This is a genomic window from Erwinia sp. PME.40.26/001 (genome assembly GCF_055556675.1).
Genome location: NZ_JBVHNP010000001.1, coordinates 962,084 through 977,055 on the forward strand (window position 1 = coordinate 962,084; position 14,972 = coordinate 977,055).

The window sequence follows — 14,972 nt, forward strand, 5'->3', positions numbered from 1 at the left end:
TCTCCACTTATTATTAGTTTCCACAGCGGGAGGCTGCATAGGCGGCACTTGCCGGAACGTAGCAAAGGCGCGCACTGGGTCTGGCATCCAGCCGGGGGCGGTATCCTGCCGTAAACGGCTGTGTGGCACAAACGATTTAACACAGCTTGCACATTCATTTCACCAGGTTGTTACGACTAATTGCTGGCAGGTTGCACTGCATCACATTTCATCGGGTTGCACCCGCACAACAACCTTATTAAAACCAGGGCTTGCAGGGTTAATTCACACCTGGCGGGATTCTTGCAGCAATATCCATGCCGCTTTTTTGGCGTTAACAAAAAGGCAGTTTTAAAGAATGAGGATAGGGTCACATTTAACGAGGTTGCACAAAGTTGCAACATCAGTGATATTGCATTCTGTCATTTGTTATCCACTGATTCAGGAGCTGTAAGGCATGGGCACAACTACCATGGGCGTGAAACTGGACGACGCAACGCGCGACCGGATTAAACAGGCCGCGCTACAGATCGATCGTACGCCGCACTGGCTGATTAAGCAGGCGATCTTCAACTATCTGCAACAGATTGAGCAGGGAGCCGCGCTGGCTGAAATCCCGGCCGGTGCCGCCACGGTAGAAAGCGACGAACGCCCGCAGGACGAGGCGCACCAGCCATTCCTCGACTTTGCCGAGCAGATCCTGCCGCAGTCGGTGGCCCGCGCTGCCATCACCTCGGCCTGGCGTCGCCCGGAACCCGAAGCGGTGCCGATGCTGCTGGAGCAGGCCCGTTTACCGCAGGCGCTGGCCGAGCCGACGCACCGCCTTGCCTGGCAGCTGGCCGATAAGCTACGGCACCAGAAAGGGGCAGGCGGCCGCGCCGGCATGGTGCAAAGCTTGCTGCAGGAGTTCTCACTCTCCTCTCAGGAAGGGGTGGCACTGATGTGCCTGGCGGAAGCCCTGCTGCGTATTCCCGACAAGCCGACGCGGGATGCACTGATCCGCGATAAGATCAGCAACGGTAACTGGCACTCCCACCTGGGCCGCAGCCCATCGATGTTTGTCAACGCGGCCACCTGGGGCCTGCTGTTTACCGGTCGTCTGGTGGCCACGCATAACGAAGCCAACCTGTCGCGCTCGCTTAACCGCATTATCGGTAAAAGCGGCGAACCGCTGATCCGCAAAGGGGTGGATATGGCGATGCGGCTAATGGGTGAGCAGTTTGTCACCGGGGAAACCATTGCCGAAGCGCTGGCCAATGCCCGCAAGCTGGAAGAGACCGGTTTCCGCTACTCCTACGATATGCTTGGTGAAGCCGCGCTGACCGCGCAGGATGCCAAAGCCTACCTGGTCTCCTACCAGCAGGCGATCCATGCCATAGGTAAAGCCTCCAACGGACGCGGTATTTATGAAGGCCCGGGCATCTCTATTAAACTGTCCGCCCTGCACCCCCGCTACAGCCGCGCGCAGTACGAACGCGTAATGGAAGAGCTGTATCCGATCCTGAAATCCCTCACGCTGCTGGCGCGCAGCTATGACATCGGTATTAATATTGATGCCGAAGAAGCCGACCGCCTGGAGCTGTCGCTCGACCTGCTGGAAAAACTCTGCTTCGAGCCGGAACTGGAAGGCTGGAACGGCATCGGCTTCGTCATCCAGGCCTATATGAAACGCTGCCCGATGGTCATCGACTATCTGACCGATCTTGCCCAGCGCAGCCGCCGCCGCCTGATGATCCGCCTGGTAAAAGGCGCGTACTGGGACAGCGAAATCAAACGCGCCCAGACTGAAGGGCTGGAAGGCTATCCGGTTTACACCCGTAAGGTGTATACCGATATCTCCTATCTCGCCTGCGCCCGCAAGCTGCTGGCGGTACCAAACCTGATTTATCCGCAGTTCGCCACCCATAACGCCCATACTCTCGCGGCGATTTATCAGCTGGCGGGCAACAACTACTATCCGGGACAGTATGAGTTCCAGTGCCTGCACGGGATGGGTGAGCCGCTGTACGAACAGGTGGTGGGGAAAGTCGCCGACGGCAAGCTGAATCGCCCGTGCCGTATCTATGCCCCGGTGGGCACGCATGAAACACTGCTGGCCTATCTGGTTCGCCGCCTGCTGGAAAACGGTGCGAACACCTCGTTTGTCAACCGCATTGCCGATGCCACCCTGCCGCTGGACGAGCTGGTCGCCGATCCGGTCGCCGCCGTGGAAGCGCTGGCGCGCAGCGAAGGCGCGGTCGGCCTGCCGCACCCGAAAATTCCGTTACCGCGCGCGCTGTACGGTGAGCATCGGCAGAACTCCGCCGGGCTGGACCTGGCGAATGAACATCGCCTGGCCTCGCTGTCCAGCGCCCTGCTTAACAGCGCCAGCCAGAGCTGGCAGGTGCAGCCGGTCATCGATGCCCCGCTGGCTTCGGGTGAAAGCAGCCCGGTGATCAATCCGGCGGAGCCGGGCGACGTGGTCGGCTACGTCCGCAGCGCCACCGCAGACGAGGTGTCGGCTGCCCTGGATGCGGCGGTCAGCGTCGGCCCGATCTGGTTCGCCACCCCACCGCAGGAGCGCGCCGCTATTTTGGAGCGCGCGGCGGTAATGATGGAAGGCCAGATGCAGAGCCTGATTGGCATTCTGGTGCGTGAAGCCGGTAAGACCTTCAGTAACGCCATTGCGGAGGTGCGCGAGGCGGTGGACTTCCTGCACTATTACGCGGGCCAGGTGCGCGATGATTTTGACAATGAAACCCACCGCCCGTTAGGCCCGGTGGTGTGCATCAGCCCGTGGAACTTCCCGCTGGCCATCTTTAGCGGCCAGATCGCGGCCGCCCTGGCCGCCGGTAACAGCGTACTGGCCAAACCGGCGGAACAGACCCCGCTGATTGCCGCCCAGGCCGTGGCTATCCTGCATGAAGCAGGCGTCCCCGTAGGCGCACTGCAGCTACTGCCAGGCACGGGTGAAACCGTGGGGGCGCAGCTGGTTCAGGACGAGCGCGTACGCGGCGTGATGTTTACCGGATCCACTGCCGTCGCCACGCTACTGCAGCGCAACCTGGCCGGACGTCTTGACCCGCAGGGCCGCCCGACGCCACTGGTGGCGGAAACCGGCGGCATGAATGCGATGATTGTTGACTCCTCTGCACTGACCGAACAGGTAGTGACGGATATCGTGGCCTCTGCCTTCGACAGCGCCGGACAGCGCTGCTCTGCCCTGCGCCTGCTGTGCGTACAGGACGACGTGGCCGAACATACGCTGAAAATGCTGCGCGGCGCGATGGCCGAGTGCCGTATGGGTAACCCGGAGCGCTTCTCTACCGATATTGGCCCGGTGATCGATGCCGAGGCCAGAGAAGGCATTGAGCAGCATATTGAGTCGATGCGCAGTAAGGGCTTCACCGTATTCCAGGCGGCACAGCCGCAGGCCCCGGGCCGTCGTGAATGGCAGACCGGCACCTTTGTGATGCCAACGCTGATTGAGCTGAATAAAGTGGAAGATCTCGACAAAGAGATCTTCGGTCCGGTGCTGCACGTGGTGCGCTACGCCCGCAACACGCTGCCGCAGGTCATCGATCAGATCAACGCTTCCGGCTACGGCCTGACGCTGGGCGTGCATACCCGCATTGATGAAACTATCCATCAGGTGGTACAGAAGGCCCACGTTGGTAACCTCTACGTGAACCGGAACATGGTCGGGGCCGTGGTGGGCGTGCAGCCGTTCGGTGGCGAAGGCCTGTCGGGTACCGGGCCGAAAGCCGGAGGACCGCTCTACCTGTATCGTCTGCTGTCACACCGCCCGGACAATGCGCTGAGTGTCACCCTTAACCGCCAGGATAAAGAGCGCCCGGTGGATGCGGCTCTGCGACCGGCCCTGCTGGCAGCGCATCAGGCGCTGAGTGAGTGGGCCGCCGACCGCCCGGACCTGGCGGCCTGCTGCGCGCGCTTTGCCGAACTGGGCCAGGGGGGCACCGTGCGCCTGCTGCCTGGTCCAACGGGCGAACGCAACACCTTCGCCCTGCTGCCGCGTGAGCGGGTGCTGTGCCTGGCAGATAACGAGCAGGATGCGCTGGTCCAGCTGGCTGCAGTCACCGCAGTGGGCAGTCATGCGCTATGGTCTGACGATGAGTTGCACCGCAGCCTGTGGCAACAGCTGCCGGCACAGGTTCAGCAGCGGATTGCCTTTGCCGCACAGCCGCTGGAAAACCGTACCGTTGACGCGGTGATTTACCACGGCGATGCTGACCAGCTGCGCGACCTCTGTCAGGCCGTGGCCGCCCGCGACGGCGCGATTATTTCCGTACAGGGCTTTGCCCGTGGGGAGACCAATCTGCTGCTGGAACGCCTGCTGCTGGAACGTTCACTGAGCGTCAATACGGCCGCTGCAGGCGGAAATGCCAGTCTGATGACCATCGGCTGATACAGCAAAACGGCCCGTCAGGGCCGTCCTCTGGCGGAAGGTATCCGCGCCAACCGGGCTGCCCTCATTATTGCGGGCAGCCTTTTTTATTGCCCTCAGGCATGTGCCCGCTGGCGATCGACCTCTGTCCCCGGCATGCTGTCGCGATCACCATACAGGGTGAAGTCGAAATCAATCGAGAAGAATGGCCGGGTCAGTTTTTTCACGGCCAGCGCCCCGGCCGCTGTGATTTTATGTACCTTCGGTACCAGCCCTTCCCGGCTGGCAAAGGCAAAATCATCCCACAGATACTCATCGCCATCGATATTGATTTGGGTGGTGAGCATCCGGCAGCCCTGAGCCCGGATAAAAAAGTGAATATGGGCCGGCCGGCGGCCATGACGCCCCAGTCTGTTCAGCAGCTGCTGGGTGGGGCCTTCCGGTGGACAGCCGTACCCCGCAGACATGATGGTACGCAGCTGGTAACGGCCGTTATCGTCGGTCATGATAGTCCGCCGCAGGTTGAATGCGGGCTGGCTCTTATCAAAATAGGAGTAGTTACCGAGGGTATTGGCGTGCCAGACCTCGACGCTGGCACGCGGCAGCGGCTTGCCCTCTTCATCACGTACGGTGCCCTGCATAAACAGCACCTCGCCTTTCTCCTCCTCCGTGCCGTCGTCCAGCCGCGCAAAGCCGTGGTACACCGGCGCGCCGGAGACATACAGCGGCCCTTCGATGGTGCGCGGCGTCCCGCCCTGTAACCCGGCACGAACTTCTGCCTCATCCGAGCGGATATCAATAAACCGTTCCAGCCCCAGCCCGGCGGCCAGCAGGCCCATCTCATGAGCCATACCGCAGTCGGCCAGATACTCCAGCCCTTTCCACACTTCACCGGGCTGCAGGTCCAGATCCTCGATGGCGTTAAACAGGTCAGTGAGCAGGCGGACCGTCACCTGCTGCACACGGGGATTGACCTCTCCTCTGGCCGTTTTAACAATAAAACGCTGAACCAGTATGCCGATTTCTTGCTTGTCCATAGTGCAACTCCCTTTCAGGTTGTTATACCCCCTGTTGCCGGTGAAGCAGGGCGCGGCTCTGCGGCCGCAGACAGGGGGCAGTAGGGTACAGTTAGCGGGTGCGCTAGCGATCGTCCTCGCGGACCGAAGACGGATGCCGGCACAGCGGGATCACCTGAATCTGCATCCAGGGAAAAAGCGGCAGCGTGGAAAGTAACTGATGCAGCTCCTCCACGGACGCCACGTCAAACAGGCTGATGTTGGAATACTGCCCGGCGATGCGCCACAGATGACGCCACTGGCCGCTGGCCTGCAAAGCCTGTGCCCGCGCCTTCTCTTCGGCTTTTAAGGACGCCACCTCTCGCTGCGGCAGGGCGTGGGGCAGGCAGACGTCCATTCTGACGTGAAACAACATAAGTCACTCCTTCTCTCATCGGCGACGCAGTGCCGCCACTTTGTCGGTGTCAATATCAATGCCCAGCCCCGGGCCGGCAGGAACCTGCAGCATAAAGTCGCGCCAGACCATCGGCGTGGTCAGAATGTCCTCCGTCAGCAGCAGCGGCCCGAACAGTTCGGTGCCAAACGTCATTTCGCTGAAGGTGGAAAACAGATGTGCCGATGCGGCCGTACCCGGTGCCCCCTCCAGCATGGTGCCGCCGTACAGGGCGATACCGTGCAGGCGGGCAATATCAGCGACCTGGCGGGCGGCCGTCAGCCCTCCTGACTGGCTGATCTTGACGGAAAATACGTCTGCTGCCGCCCGGCTGGCCAGCGTCAGGGCATCCTGCGGGCCGTTCAGGGCCTCGTCAGCGATGATCGGTAGGCTGAAGCGGCGCGCAAGCCGCGCCAGTCCGGCGTGATTTTCCGCCCGGATCGGCTGCTCAACGGCGGCAATGCCGGCGGATTCCAGTGCGGCCATTCCCTGCTCCGCCTCCCGCTCGTCCCAGGCCTGATTGACATCCACCCGCAGGCAGGCCTGCTCCCCCAGCGCCCGCCGGACAGCCAGCACGTGGGCAATATCGGCACTGACATCGCGCAGGCCGATTTTGAGTTTGAAAATACGATGCCGCCGCAGATCCAGCATTTTCTGCGCCTCGGCAATATCTTTGCCGGTATCGCCGCTGGCCAGCGTCCAGGCCACCGGCAGCGCTTCGTGCATGCGCCCTCCCAGCAGCTCGCTGAGCGGGATATTCAGCCGCCGGGCCTGCGCATCCATCAGCGCCGTTTCCAGCGCACATTTGGCAAAGCGGTTGCCCTTCACCGCGCGTTCCAGACGGGCCATCGCCGGGGCGACCCGTTGCGCATCCTGACCAATCAGCAGCGGTGCCAGCCAGCCGTCAATATTAGCCTTGATGCTTTCCGGGCTCTCTTCGCCATAGCTCAGACCGCCGATGGTGGTCGCCTCGCCCCAGCCGGTGATCCCGTCGTCGCAGACCATGCGCACCAGTACCAGGGTCTGCACCTTCATGGTGGTCATTGACAGGCGATGCGGGCGGATGGCGGGCACGTCTAATAACAGGGTTTCCACGGAGTCAATGATCATATTTTTTGTCCAACAGCCGGGTCAGTTTGCCATGAAGATGACCCTATACCGTCCTGTAAAAAGGCGTCCAACACCCATTTCAACTGATCTTCATACCCGGAAGGTATCGCCATGGAACTGCGCCACTTACGCTATTTTGTAGCCGTTGCAGAAGAGAAAAACTTCAGCCGGGCGGCCCTGCGCCTGCATATCAGCCAGCCGCCGTTAAGCCGCCAGATACGCCAGCTGGAAGACGATCTCGGGGCGGAGCTGTTTGTCCGGGCATCGCGTCCGCTGGCGCTGACCGGGGCAGGACGGTTTTTCTATTATCACGCCGTGCAGTTACTTGCCGGGGCGCGGGAGCTGAAGGCGATGACCCGGCGCATCGGCCAGCCCGGACGCACGCTCACCCTCGGGGTGGCCGCCTCAACGCTGTACGGCATGCTGCCGCCGATCCTGCAGCGCTTTCGTGCCGATCTGCCGCAGGTGGCCCTTCATCTGCAGGAAACGGCAGCCGCTGAACAGGGGCTGGCGCTGAAAGACGGGGTTATCGACGTCGGGTTTGGTCGCCACTGTGACGGTGATACAGGGCTGCGGCAGATCACTCTGCGCCAGGAACCGCTGATGGTGGCGATGACGCATCACCACCCGCTGGCCGGCGCAGCGGCGTTAACCTTGCACGATTTGCGGAGGGACACCCTGCTGGTCTGCCCGCAGGCACCGCAGCCGGGTCCGGCTGACCCGCTGCTGCAGGCCTGCCGTGCTAACGCGTTTGCACCAGGCCGTATTGTCGAAGTTGCCGGATTTCAGCTTGCCCTCGCGCTGGCTGCCGCCGGCGAGGGCGCCGCGCTGGTCCCGGCGTGCCTTCAGAACCTGCAGCGCGATGCGGTGGTTTACCGGCCGCTGGCGGAGCCTGAACTGTTTTCACCGGTGGTGATGAGCACCCGCCAGCAGGACCGGTCAGAGGATATTTCCCGGCTTCTGCGCCTGATTTACCAGCTGTATGAGGAGCGCAATATCCCCTATATCAGACCTGCGGGGGGGTAACGCCCCCAGGCCTGTGATGCCCTGCGCGACACTTCGCTCTTTTCGCCCTTGCTGACAATTTTTTCATCTCATAAGTTGGCCCCTGTCAACATTGTCTGCCTGCTCAGGAATAAACATGATCGACAAAAGCTGCTCTTCTGCTGACGCTGCCGTCGCAGATATCCAGGATAACGCCACCGTGATGATCGGCGGTTTTGGCCCCGCCGGCCAGCCCTGCTCGCTGCTGGATGCCCTTGTCCGCCGCCGCCCCCGCGGGCTGACGCTGATCAGCAATAACGCGGGTAACGGCGACCACGGGCTGGCCGCCCTGCTCAACGCGGGCTGTGTGCGAAAAATGGTCTGCTCTTTCCCGCGCCAGCCGGACTCGTGGGTGTTTGACCGCCTTTACCGCCGGGGCGACATCGACCTGGAACTGGTACCGCAGGGTAACCTGGTGGCCCGTATCCAGGCAGGGGGGGCCGGCCTGGGCGGGATATTCACCCCCACCGGCGTGGGCACCGCACTGGCGACAGGCAAGGAAGTGCGCGACATTGCCGGACGTCAGTACGTCTTTGAACTGCCGCTGCGGGCCGACTATGCGCTGATACGCGCGGAGTGCGCCGACCGCTGGGGGAACCTGACGTTCAATAAAGCCGCCCGTAATTTTAATCCGATTATGGCCATGGCGGCCGACTGCACCATCGCGGAAACCCACCATCAGGTGCCGCTGGGGTCGCTGGATCCGGAGGCGGTCGTCACCCCCGGCATTTTTGTACAACGCGTGGTGGTCGCCTCCCGGTCGCTGCCCGCTGCCACAGAAGGACACCCCTGAAATGGAGATTGCCAGACTCAGTCATGACGGGCTGGCCGCCCGCATCGCCCGGGATATACCGGAAGGTTCGTACGTCAACCTGGGCATCGGCCTGCCAACCCGCATCGCGGATTTCCTTCCGCCCGATAAAGACATTTTTCTGCACAGCGAAAATGGCATCCTCGGTATGGGCCCGGCCCCGGCCGCCGGTCACGAGGATCCCGAACTGATCAACGCCGGTAAACAGACGGTTACCCTGCTGCCCGGGGGCTGTTTTTTCCACCACGCGGACTCGTTCGCCATGATCCGCGGCGGTCACCTGGATATCTGCGTGCTCGGGGCCTACCAGGTTTCCGCCGGGGGTGACCTGGCTAACTGGAGCACCGGCAAAGCGGAGGCGATCCCGGCGGTGGGCGGGGCGATGGACCTGGCTATCGGTGCGCGCCAGGTGATAGTGATGACCGAACATCTGACCAAAAGTGGCGTCTGTAAAATCGTCAGGCAGTGCAGTTATCCGCTGACCGGCGTCGCCTGTATCCGCCGGATTTACAGCGATATGGCAGTGATGGACATTACTCCGGCGGGCCTGGTGGTGCGCGAACTTCACTGCGGTATCACCCCTGAGCAGCTCCAGGCAGTGACGCCCGCTGAACTGACGTTTGACCTGACGCCGGGGACAGCGCAATGAACGCCGCCTGGCTCTGTGATGCTGTCCGCACCCCGTTCGGCAAGCTGAACGGCTGTCTGGCCACGGTGCGTACCGATAACCTGGCCGCCCTGCCGATCTCCCGCCTGATGCAGCGCTACCCGGCGCTGGACTGGAGCCTGCTGGACGATGTGCTGCTGGGCTGCACCAATCAGGCCGGCGAGGACAACCGCAACGTGGCCCGCATGGCACTGCTGCTGGCCGGGTTGCCGACTTCCGTCCCCGGCTGCACGCTGAACCGCCTGTGTGGCTCCAGCCTGGACGCGGTGGCCACGGCGGCCAGAGCCCTGCGCGCCGGCGACGCTGACCTGATGATTGCGGGGGGCGTGGAGAGCATGTCGCGCGCGCCCTACGTGATGGCCAAGGCCGCACACCCCTTCAGCCGGCAGATGCAGCTGGAAGATACCACCATGGGCTGGCGGCTGATTAACCCGCAAATGAAGGCCCTGTACGGCGTTGAGACGATGCCGCAGACGGCAGAAAACGTTGCCCTGCGCTTCAGCATCAGCCGGGAAGACCAGGACGCCTTCGCCCTGCGCAGTCAGCGTCTTACCGCTGCCGCACGCGACAGGGGGTTTTACGCCAGCCAGGTAATGAAGGTCTGCGTCTCATCGCCAAAAGGAGAAGCGCACTGGGTCACCCGGGATGAACACCCCCGGGCCACCTCGCTGCAGGCGCTGGCCACGCTGCCGCCGGTGGTTAACCCACAGGGCAGCGTGACGGCGGGCAACGCCTCCGGCCTGAACGACGGCGCCTGTGCGCTGCTGCTGGCCAGCGATCGCGGCCTGAAGCAGTCCGGGCTGAGGCCGCTGGCCCGCATCATCACCAGCGCGGTCACCGGTATTGAACCCACGATCATGGGCTTTGCCCCGGTGCAGGCAGTGCGCAAGGTGCTGGCGCGTGCAGGGCTCAGCCTCGGGCAGGTTGACGTGTTCGAACTGAATGAGGCCTTTGCTGCCCAGTCGCTGGCCGTGACCCGTGCGCTGGGGCTGCCGGATGATGACGGGCGGGTGAACCCGAACGGGGGGGCCATTGCGCTGGGTCACCCGCTGGGTGCATCGGGGGCCAGGCTGGTGATGAATGCCGCCTGGGCCCTGCAGGAAGGCGGGGGCCGCTACGCGCTCTGCGCCATGTGTATCGGCGTCGGTCAGGGCATCGCCCTGATGTTGGAGAGGGCATAACATGAACATCGATCACCGGCTGGATGGCCCGGTGGAAGCACCGCTGCTGGTGTTATCCAATCCGTTAGGTACCACCCTTGACCTGTGGCAGCCGCTGATGGCAGAGCTGACCCGCCACTTCCGTGTGCTGCGCTATAACGCGCGCGGGCACGGTGCCACCCCCCTGCCCGCGTCTGCGCTGACCCTCGAACGTCTCGGTCTGGATGTGATCGATCTGCTGGATAAGCTGCAGGTGGAGCAGGCGCTGTTTTGTGGTGTTTCGCTCGGCGGGCTGACTGGCCTGTGGTTAAGCCGGTTTTATCCGCAGCGTTTTCAGCGCATGGTGGTAGCTAACACCGCCGCACGCATCGGCACGCAGCAAAACTGGTTAAACCGCGCGGCGCAGATACGCCGGGACGGTCTCAGTACAGTCGCCGCCACCTGTTCATCACGCTGGTTCACGCCGGCGTTTGTGCGTGCGGCCCATCCTCAGGTTACCCGGCTGGTCATGCAGCTGGCGAACGCCGACCCGGCAGGCTATGCCGCATGCTGCGACGTGCTGGCCGCGGCCGACCTGCGCGCGGAAGTACGGCGGATGACGGTGCCGCTGCTGGTCATCGCCGGAGACGAGGACCCGGTTACCACCGTCGAAGATGCCCGCTGGCTGACCAGCCATATTGCCGCCGCCTCGCTGGCCAGGTTACCGGCCTCGCACCTCTCCTGCATCGCCTGTCCCCAGGCGTTCAGCGAGGCCGTCAGTGAATTTCTGCTGCGCCGGGCCCGCGGCTAGCGGGCGTCAAACTTCATACGCAGCAGCTTAGGGTAGATAAACAGGGACTGACCCCAGCCGCGGTTGAGCAGGGTCCACACCGCCACGGAGCAGCCGACGCACAGCGCCGTCATCATCGGCGGGAAACCCACCGCCCACAGCAGAGAAAACGCCGGGATGGCGAAGAGCTGATGGCCGACGGCATACAGGATCGCCGACAGACCAAAAAACTCGATAAAAATACGGTGCAGCACGTAAATCTGCAGCGTATTTTTACCCACCCAGTTTAGCCAGCGCAGGGAAAACTGTTGGTTCAGCCCGCGGCAGGCGGCAATACAGCCGAGGATCGCCACCACGCAGAGGAACAGACTCTGTTCCAGCCCCAGCAGGCTGTGCCCGGCCGTCAGCAGCAGCAACAGCGCCCACGGCAGCAGATTCTCACGCCGCCATTCACTCCAGCGGATCAGGATCTCACTGTAAAACGATCCCAGCAGGAAGAAGATAAAGTACTGCGACAGGCTCTCCGGCCCCCAGCCCGGGATGATATTCGCCACCGCGGCGTAATTCATGGCCACGGCGACCAGCAGAAGTGGCCGCTTCCGATCGCGGAACAGCCGGGCAAAGAGGAAAAACAGACCCAGAGCGTAGAGATACCAGGAGGCGCTCATCGCCAGCAACATCAGCTTGATGAACTGCCACGGCGAGTCCGCCCAGGCGGCATTGAGATTACCGGAGAGGCGCTGCCCCATCATCCCCTGCGACACGCCGTTAATCATCAGCCACTGGATCGCCCCCCAGAGAAAATAGAGGTAAAACAGGTTGGTGACGCGGCTGGTGAATACCTGCTTCCAGGGCCGGTTGCGGATCGCATTCGCCGCCAGCAGGCCAGAGACAAAGAAGAATGCCGGCATGCGCAGCGGTGAGAGATGATGATTAAAGGCCAGCCAGAGCCGGGCCGGAAACTGCCCGGCGGTCAGATGGGGAATGATATCCGCGTAACCGGGAAGGACGACGTGATAAAGGACAACAAGTAAAATACATCCGCCTTTCAGGGTATTTACCCAGGCGATATCTTTTTTCTGAGTCGATGACATAACGGGACTCCTGCTGTGGTGGTGTGGTGGTGAAAAAAGAGAAAGTCTGCCTCCGTTATGCACGGTTTATTATATTTATTGGTTTTCTTAATATACCAACCCGCCGTATTCCGTTACCGGGCCTGGCGGGCATAAAAAAGGCCGATAAAGATTACCGGCCATCAGAGTCTGCATCAGCCGTTGCTGACGGCTTTTTCCGCAGGCGGCCGCTTACGCAGCAGTCGCGGATAAACAAACAGCGCTTTACCGGGACCGCGGTTTAACAGATTCCAGGCGACCAGGGATATACAGGTGGTCACCGCCACCGCCGCTACCGGCAGCAGCAGCGCCCAGGTCAGCGAGAAGGCTTGACTGTCGAACAGGCTGTATTTCACCGCCAGCGTCAGCATGGTCAGGCCCAGCAGTTCAATAAAGATGCGGTGCAGCACGTATATCTGCAGGGTGTTACGACCAATCCAGTTCAGCCAGGCCATATTGAAACGATTATTCAGCGCCCGGCAGAATACAATACCGGCCACAATTGCCACGATGCAGTAGAACGGGTTTTTCATCATGCCTGCAGCGTGGTGCGCTACCCCGATCAGTACCATCGCGGCCAGCAGCGTCAGATGGCGACGCGACAGCTGGCTGATCTCCACCAGCGTATGGCTGAAGAAGGCCCCCAGCACGAAATAAACAAAGTTCTGTACCACCCCGTTTGGCCCCCAGCCTGGCACCAGATGAAACTGGGTGGCGTAGTTGAGGAGGACCGCCCCCACCAGCAGTAACGTCTTCTGACGGTGGAACAGTTTCGCGGCGATAAAATAGCCTGCCAGCGCGTACAGGTACCACAGGCTGGTCATTGACAGCGTCAGCAGCTTAACAAACTCCAGTGGCGTACTGGCATAAGCCGCATTCACCGAGGTCGAGAGTTTTTGTCCAATAAGATTGGCAGAAATATTATAAATACTGGCCCACTGGATCACGCCCCAGAGGATATACAGATAGAGAATATTGGTGAATTTTTTAGTAAATACCTCACTCCAGCTCTTTTTACTGATGGCACTGGCCGCCAGTAAACCGGAGACGAAAAAGAAGGCCGGCATCCGCAGCGGTGAAAGGTATTTATTAAAGATCACCCACATTTCAGACGGTATCATTCCGGCCGTCAGATAAGGCAGGGAGGGAATAAACGTGGTGATAATGGTGTGGTGCAGGACCACCAGTAATATACAGCCCCCCTTGAGGGTATTAATCCAGAGGACTTCTTGCTTGCCAGTGACAGACATAAAAATGCAAACCTGATTTCATCATATTATCCCGGGAGTATCGCCTTTACCCCGGCGGATCACTATGAGGATCGTCTGAAAGATTTCTTAATATTTCCCTTTGTATAAAACCTCTTCAGTAATCCCGTCTGATTACAATCAGGTAGTGTATTTATTTAAGATTATCCTTATTAAAAAAAGCGCCCTGTTATCCGGGCGCGTTCTGTCAGCAGTAAGCAAACAATGCGGGCGCGCCGCCGGTGTGAATAAAGACAATCGGCCCTTCACGGCGAAAACGCTGCTGGCTGATGCCATCAATCAGTCCCGCCATCGCTTTGCCGGTATAGACCGGATCGAGGAAAATCCCTTCCAGCCGTGCCAGCAGCTTCACCGCCTCCATCCCCTCTTCATTGGGCTCGCCATAGCGCGGGGCGAAGTAGTCATCCCACAGGGTGATCGGGGCGCGGCTGGTCATCTCCAGCGACTGTGCCACGGCCTGACGGATGCTCTCGACTTTTGGCAACTGGTCAGCCGCCCTGCGCGAGACGGTGACGCCCACCAGCTCGGTATCCGGTAGCAGATGCTCCAGCCCTACCGCCAGCCCGGCGTGTGTGCCTGCACTGCCAGAGGCCACCACCACGGCGGCAAAATCGACCACGCCCTCAGACTGGTGGGCAATCTCCTGCGCGCAGTCAACGTAGCCCAGCGCGCCCAGCGCATTCGAGCCCCCCACCGGCAGGATGTAAGGACGGAAGCCCTGGGCTTCCAGCAGCGTGGCCTGCTGTTCCAGCTGTTCATCCGGCGCATGCAGCGCATCGACCATGACGACTTCCGTATTCATCAGCTCCAGCAGCAGCCGGTTACCGTTGGTGAGATAGTTTTGCGCCTGACTGCCGAGAGGATTTTCCAGCAGCGCCACGCACTTGAGGCCCAACTTCGCCGCCACCGCCGCCGTCTGCCGAACGTGGTTTGACTGAATGGCCCCCGCCGTCAGCAGCACATCGGCTCCGGCACGCAGTGCGTCGGCCGCAAGAAACTCCAGCTTTCTGAGTTTATTGCCGCCCATGGCGACGGGCGTGACATCGTCACGTTTAATAAAGATATCGCGGCCGAGATAATCGGACAGACGCGGGAGGTGTTCTAAGGGGGTGGGCGAACCCAGCAGTTCAACGCGGGGAAAATTAGCAATATTGTATAAGGACAACGCGGCCTCCAGAGCAGGCATTCAGGTTATCCTTACAGTGTTACAGAAGATGAC

The 14,972-nt window shown here is 61.2% G+C and carries 12 protein-coding genes; 6 read left to right on the forward strand and 6 right to left on the reverse strand.

Annotation, left to right across the window (positions count from 1 at the left end; translation table 11 throughout):
- Positions 1-436 precede the first annotated feature (436 nt).
- Positions 437-4,384 carry a trifunctional transcriptional regulator/proline dehydrogenase/L-glutamate gamma-semialdehyde dehydrogenase gene (gene putA / locus ACZ3HG_RS04760; RefSeq protein ID WP_191932657.1) on the forward strand — a complete coding sequence of 1,316 codons (3,948 nt, stop codon included), beginning with the start codon at positions 437-439 and terminating at the stop codon, positions 4,382-4,384.
- Between the two features lie 95 nt (positions 4,385-4,479).
- On the opposite strand, the gene catA is transcribed toward putA, so the two are convergent.
- The 3 genes from catA to ACZ3HG_RS04775 form a co-directional block, all read right to left on the reverse strand.
- The gene (gene catA, locus ACZ3HG_RS04765; RefSeq protein ID WP_465332052.1) at positions 4,480-5,400 is read right to left on the reverse strand and encodes a catechol 1,2-dioxygenase; all 921 of its coding nucleotides are present in this window, start codon (positions 5,398-5,400) and stop codon (positions 4,480-4,482) included.
- A 103-nt stretch (positions 5,401-5,503) separates the two neighbouring features.
- Positions 5,504-5,794, reverse strand: coding sequence for a muconolactone Delta-isomerase (gene catC, locus ACZ3HG_RS04770; protein ID WP_191937039.1), 291 nt, complete (start codon positions 5,792-5,794; stop codon positions 5,504-5,506).
- A gap of 15 nt (positions 5,795-5,809) precedes the next feature.
- The gene (locus tag ACZ3HG_RS04775; RefSeq protein ID WP_465332054.1) at positions 5,810-6,922 is read right to left on the reverse strand and encodes a muconate/chloromuconate family cycloisomerase; all 1,113 of its coding nucleotides are present in this window, start codon (positions 6,920-6,922) and stop codon (positions 5,810-5,812) included.
- A gap of 111 nt (positions 6,923-7,033) precedes the next feature.
- Between ACZ3HG_RS04775 and ACZ3HG_RS04780 the strand changes: the two genes are divergently transcribed.
- The 5 genes from ACZ3HG_RS04780 (at position 7,034) to pcaD (ending at position 11,394) form a co-directional block, all read left to right on the forward strand.
- Entirely contained in the window at positions 7,034-7,948 is a 915-nt protein-coding gene (locus ACZ3HG_RS04780) for a LysR substrate-binding domain-containing protein (protein ID WP_465332056.1), read from the forward strand.
- 115 nt (positions 7,949-8,063) lie between these two features.
- The gene (locus ACZ3HG_RS04785; protein WP_191932662.1) at positions 8,064-8,759 is read left to right on the forward strand and encodes a 3-oxoacid CoA-transferase subunit A; all 696 of its coding nucleotides are present in this window, start codon (positions 8,064-8,066) and stop codon (positions 8,757-8,759) included.
- A 1-nt stretch (position 8,760) separates the two neighbouring features.
- Positions 8,761-9,426 (forward strand): 3-oxoacid CoA-transferase subunit B, encoded by a 666-nt coding sequence (locus ACZ3HG_RS04790; RefSeq protein ID WP_191932663.1) that lies wholly within the window; start codon positions 8,761-8,763, stop codon positions 9,424-9,426.
- On the forward strand, positions 9,423-10,625 hold the full coding sequence (gene pcaF, locus ACZ3HG_RS04795; RefSeq protein WP_191937036.1) for a 3-oxoadipyl-CoA thiolase: 1,203 nt from the start codon (positions 9,423-9,425) through the stop codon (positions 10,623-10,625). Before ACZ3HG_RS04790 ends, pcaF begins: the two co-directional genes overlap by 4 nt.
- A gap of 1 nt (position 10,626) precedes the next feature.
- On the forward strand, positions 10,627-11,394 hold the full coding sequence (gene pcaD / locus ACZ3HG_RS04800) for a 3-oxoadipate enol-lactonase (RefSeq protein ID WP_191937035.1): 768 nt from the start codon (positions 10,627-10,629) through the stop codon (positions 11,392-11,394).
- Here pcaD and ACZ3HG_RS04805 read toward each other — a convergent pair.
- The 3 genes from ACZ3HG_RS04805 to ACZ3HG_RS04815 form a co-directional block, all read right to left on the reverse strand.
- Entirely contained in the window at positions 11,391-12,467 is a 1,077-nt protein-coding gene (locus tag ACZ3HG_RS04805) for an acyltransferase family protein (protein ID WP_465332059.1), read from the reverse strand. The two genes, pcaD and ACZ3HG_RS04805, sit on opposite strands and share 4 nt — an antisense overlap.
- 173 nt (positions 12,468-12,640) lie before the next feature.
- Positions 12,641-13,735, reverse strand: a complete 1,095-nt coding sequence (locus tag ACZ3HG_RS04810) for an acyltransferase family protein (RefSeq protein WP_465332061.1) — start codon at positions 13,733-13,735, stop codon at positions 12,641-12,643.
- A 205-nt stretch (positions 13,736-13,940) separates the two neighbouring features.
- Positions 13,941-14,939: a D-cysteine desulfhydrase gene (locus tag ACZ3HG_RS04815; protein ID WP_425459767.1), complete on the reverse strand. Its 999-nt coding sequence runs from the start codon at positions 14,937-14,939 to the stop codon at positions 13,941-13,943.
- Positions 14,940-14,972: the final 33 nt, after the last annotated feature.

Coding starts and splice junctions, on each gene's coding strand:
- putA (WP_191932657.1), top strand. CDS start 437: ATGGGCACAACTACCATGGGCGTGAAACTGGACGACGCAACGCGCGAC.
- catA (WP_465332052.1), bottom strand. CDS start 5,400: ATGGACAAGCAAGAAATCGGCATACTGGTTCAGCGTTTTATTGTTAAA.
- catC (WP_191937039.1), bottom strand. CDS start 5,794: ATGTTGTTTCACGTCAGAATGGACGTCTGCCTGCCCCACGCCCTGCCG.
- ACZ3HG_RS04775 (WP_465332054.1), bottom strand. CDS start 6,922: ATGATCATTGACTCCGTGGAAACCCTGTTATTAGACGTGCCCGCCATC.
- ACZ3HG_RS04780 (WP_465332056.1), top strand. CDS start 7,034: ATGGAACTGCGCCACTTACGCTATTTTGTAGCCGTTGCAGAAGAGAAA.
- ACZ3HG_RS04785 (WP_191932662.1), top strand. CDS start 8,064: ATGATCGACAAAAGCTGCTCTTCTGCTGACGCTGCCGTCGCAGATATC.
- ACZ3HG_RS04790 (WP_191932663.1), top strand. CDS start 8,761: ATGGAGATTGCCAGACTCAGTCATGACGGGCTGGCCGCCCGCATCGCC.
- pcaF (WP_191937036.1), top strand. CDS start 9,423: ATGAACGCCGCCTGGCTCTGTGATGCTGTCCGCACCCCGTTCGGCAAG.
- pcaD (WP_191937035.1), top strand. CDS start 10,627: ATGAACATCGATCACCGGCTGGATGGCCCGGTGGAAGCACCGCTGCTG.
- ACZ3HG_RS04805 (WP_465332059.1), bottom strand. CDS start 12,467: ATGTCATCGACTCAGAAAAAAGATATCGCCTGGGTAAATACCCTGAAA.
- ACZ3HG_RS04810 (WP_465332061.1), bottom strand. CDS start 13,735: ATGTCTGTCACTGGCAAGCAAGAAGTCCTCTGGATTAATACCCTCAAG.
- ACZ3HG_RS04815 (WP_425459767.1), bottom strand. CDS start 14,939: ATGCCTGCTCTGGAGGCCGCGTTGTCCTTATACAATATTGCTAATTTT.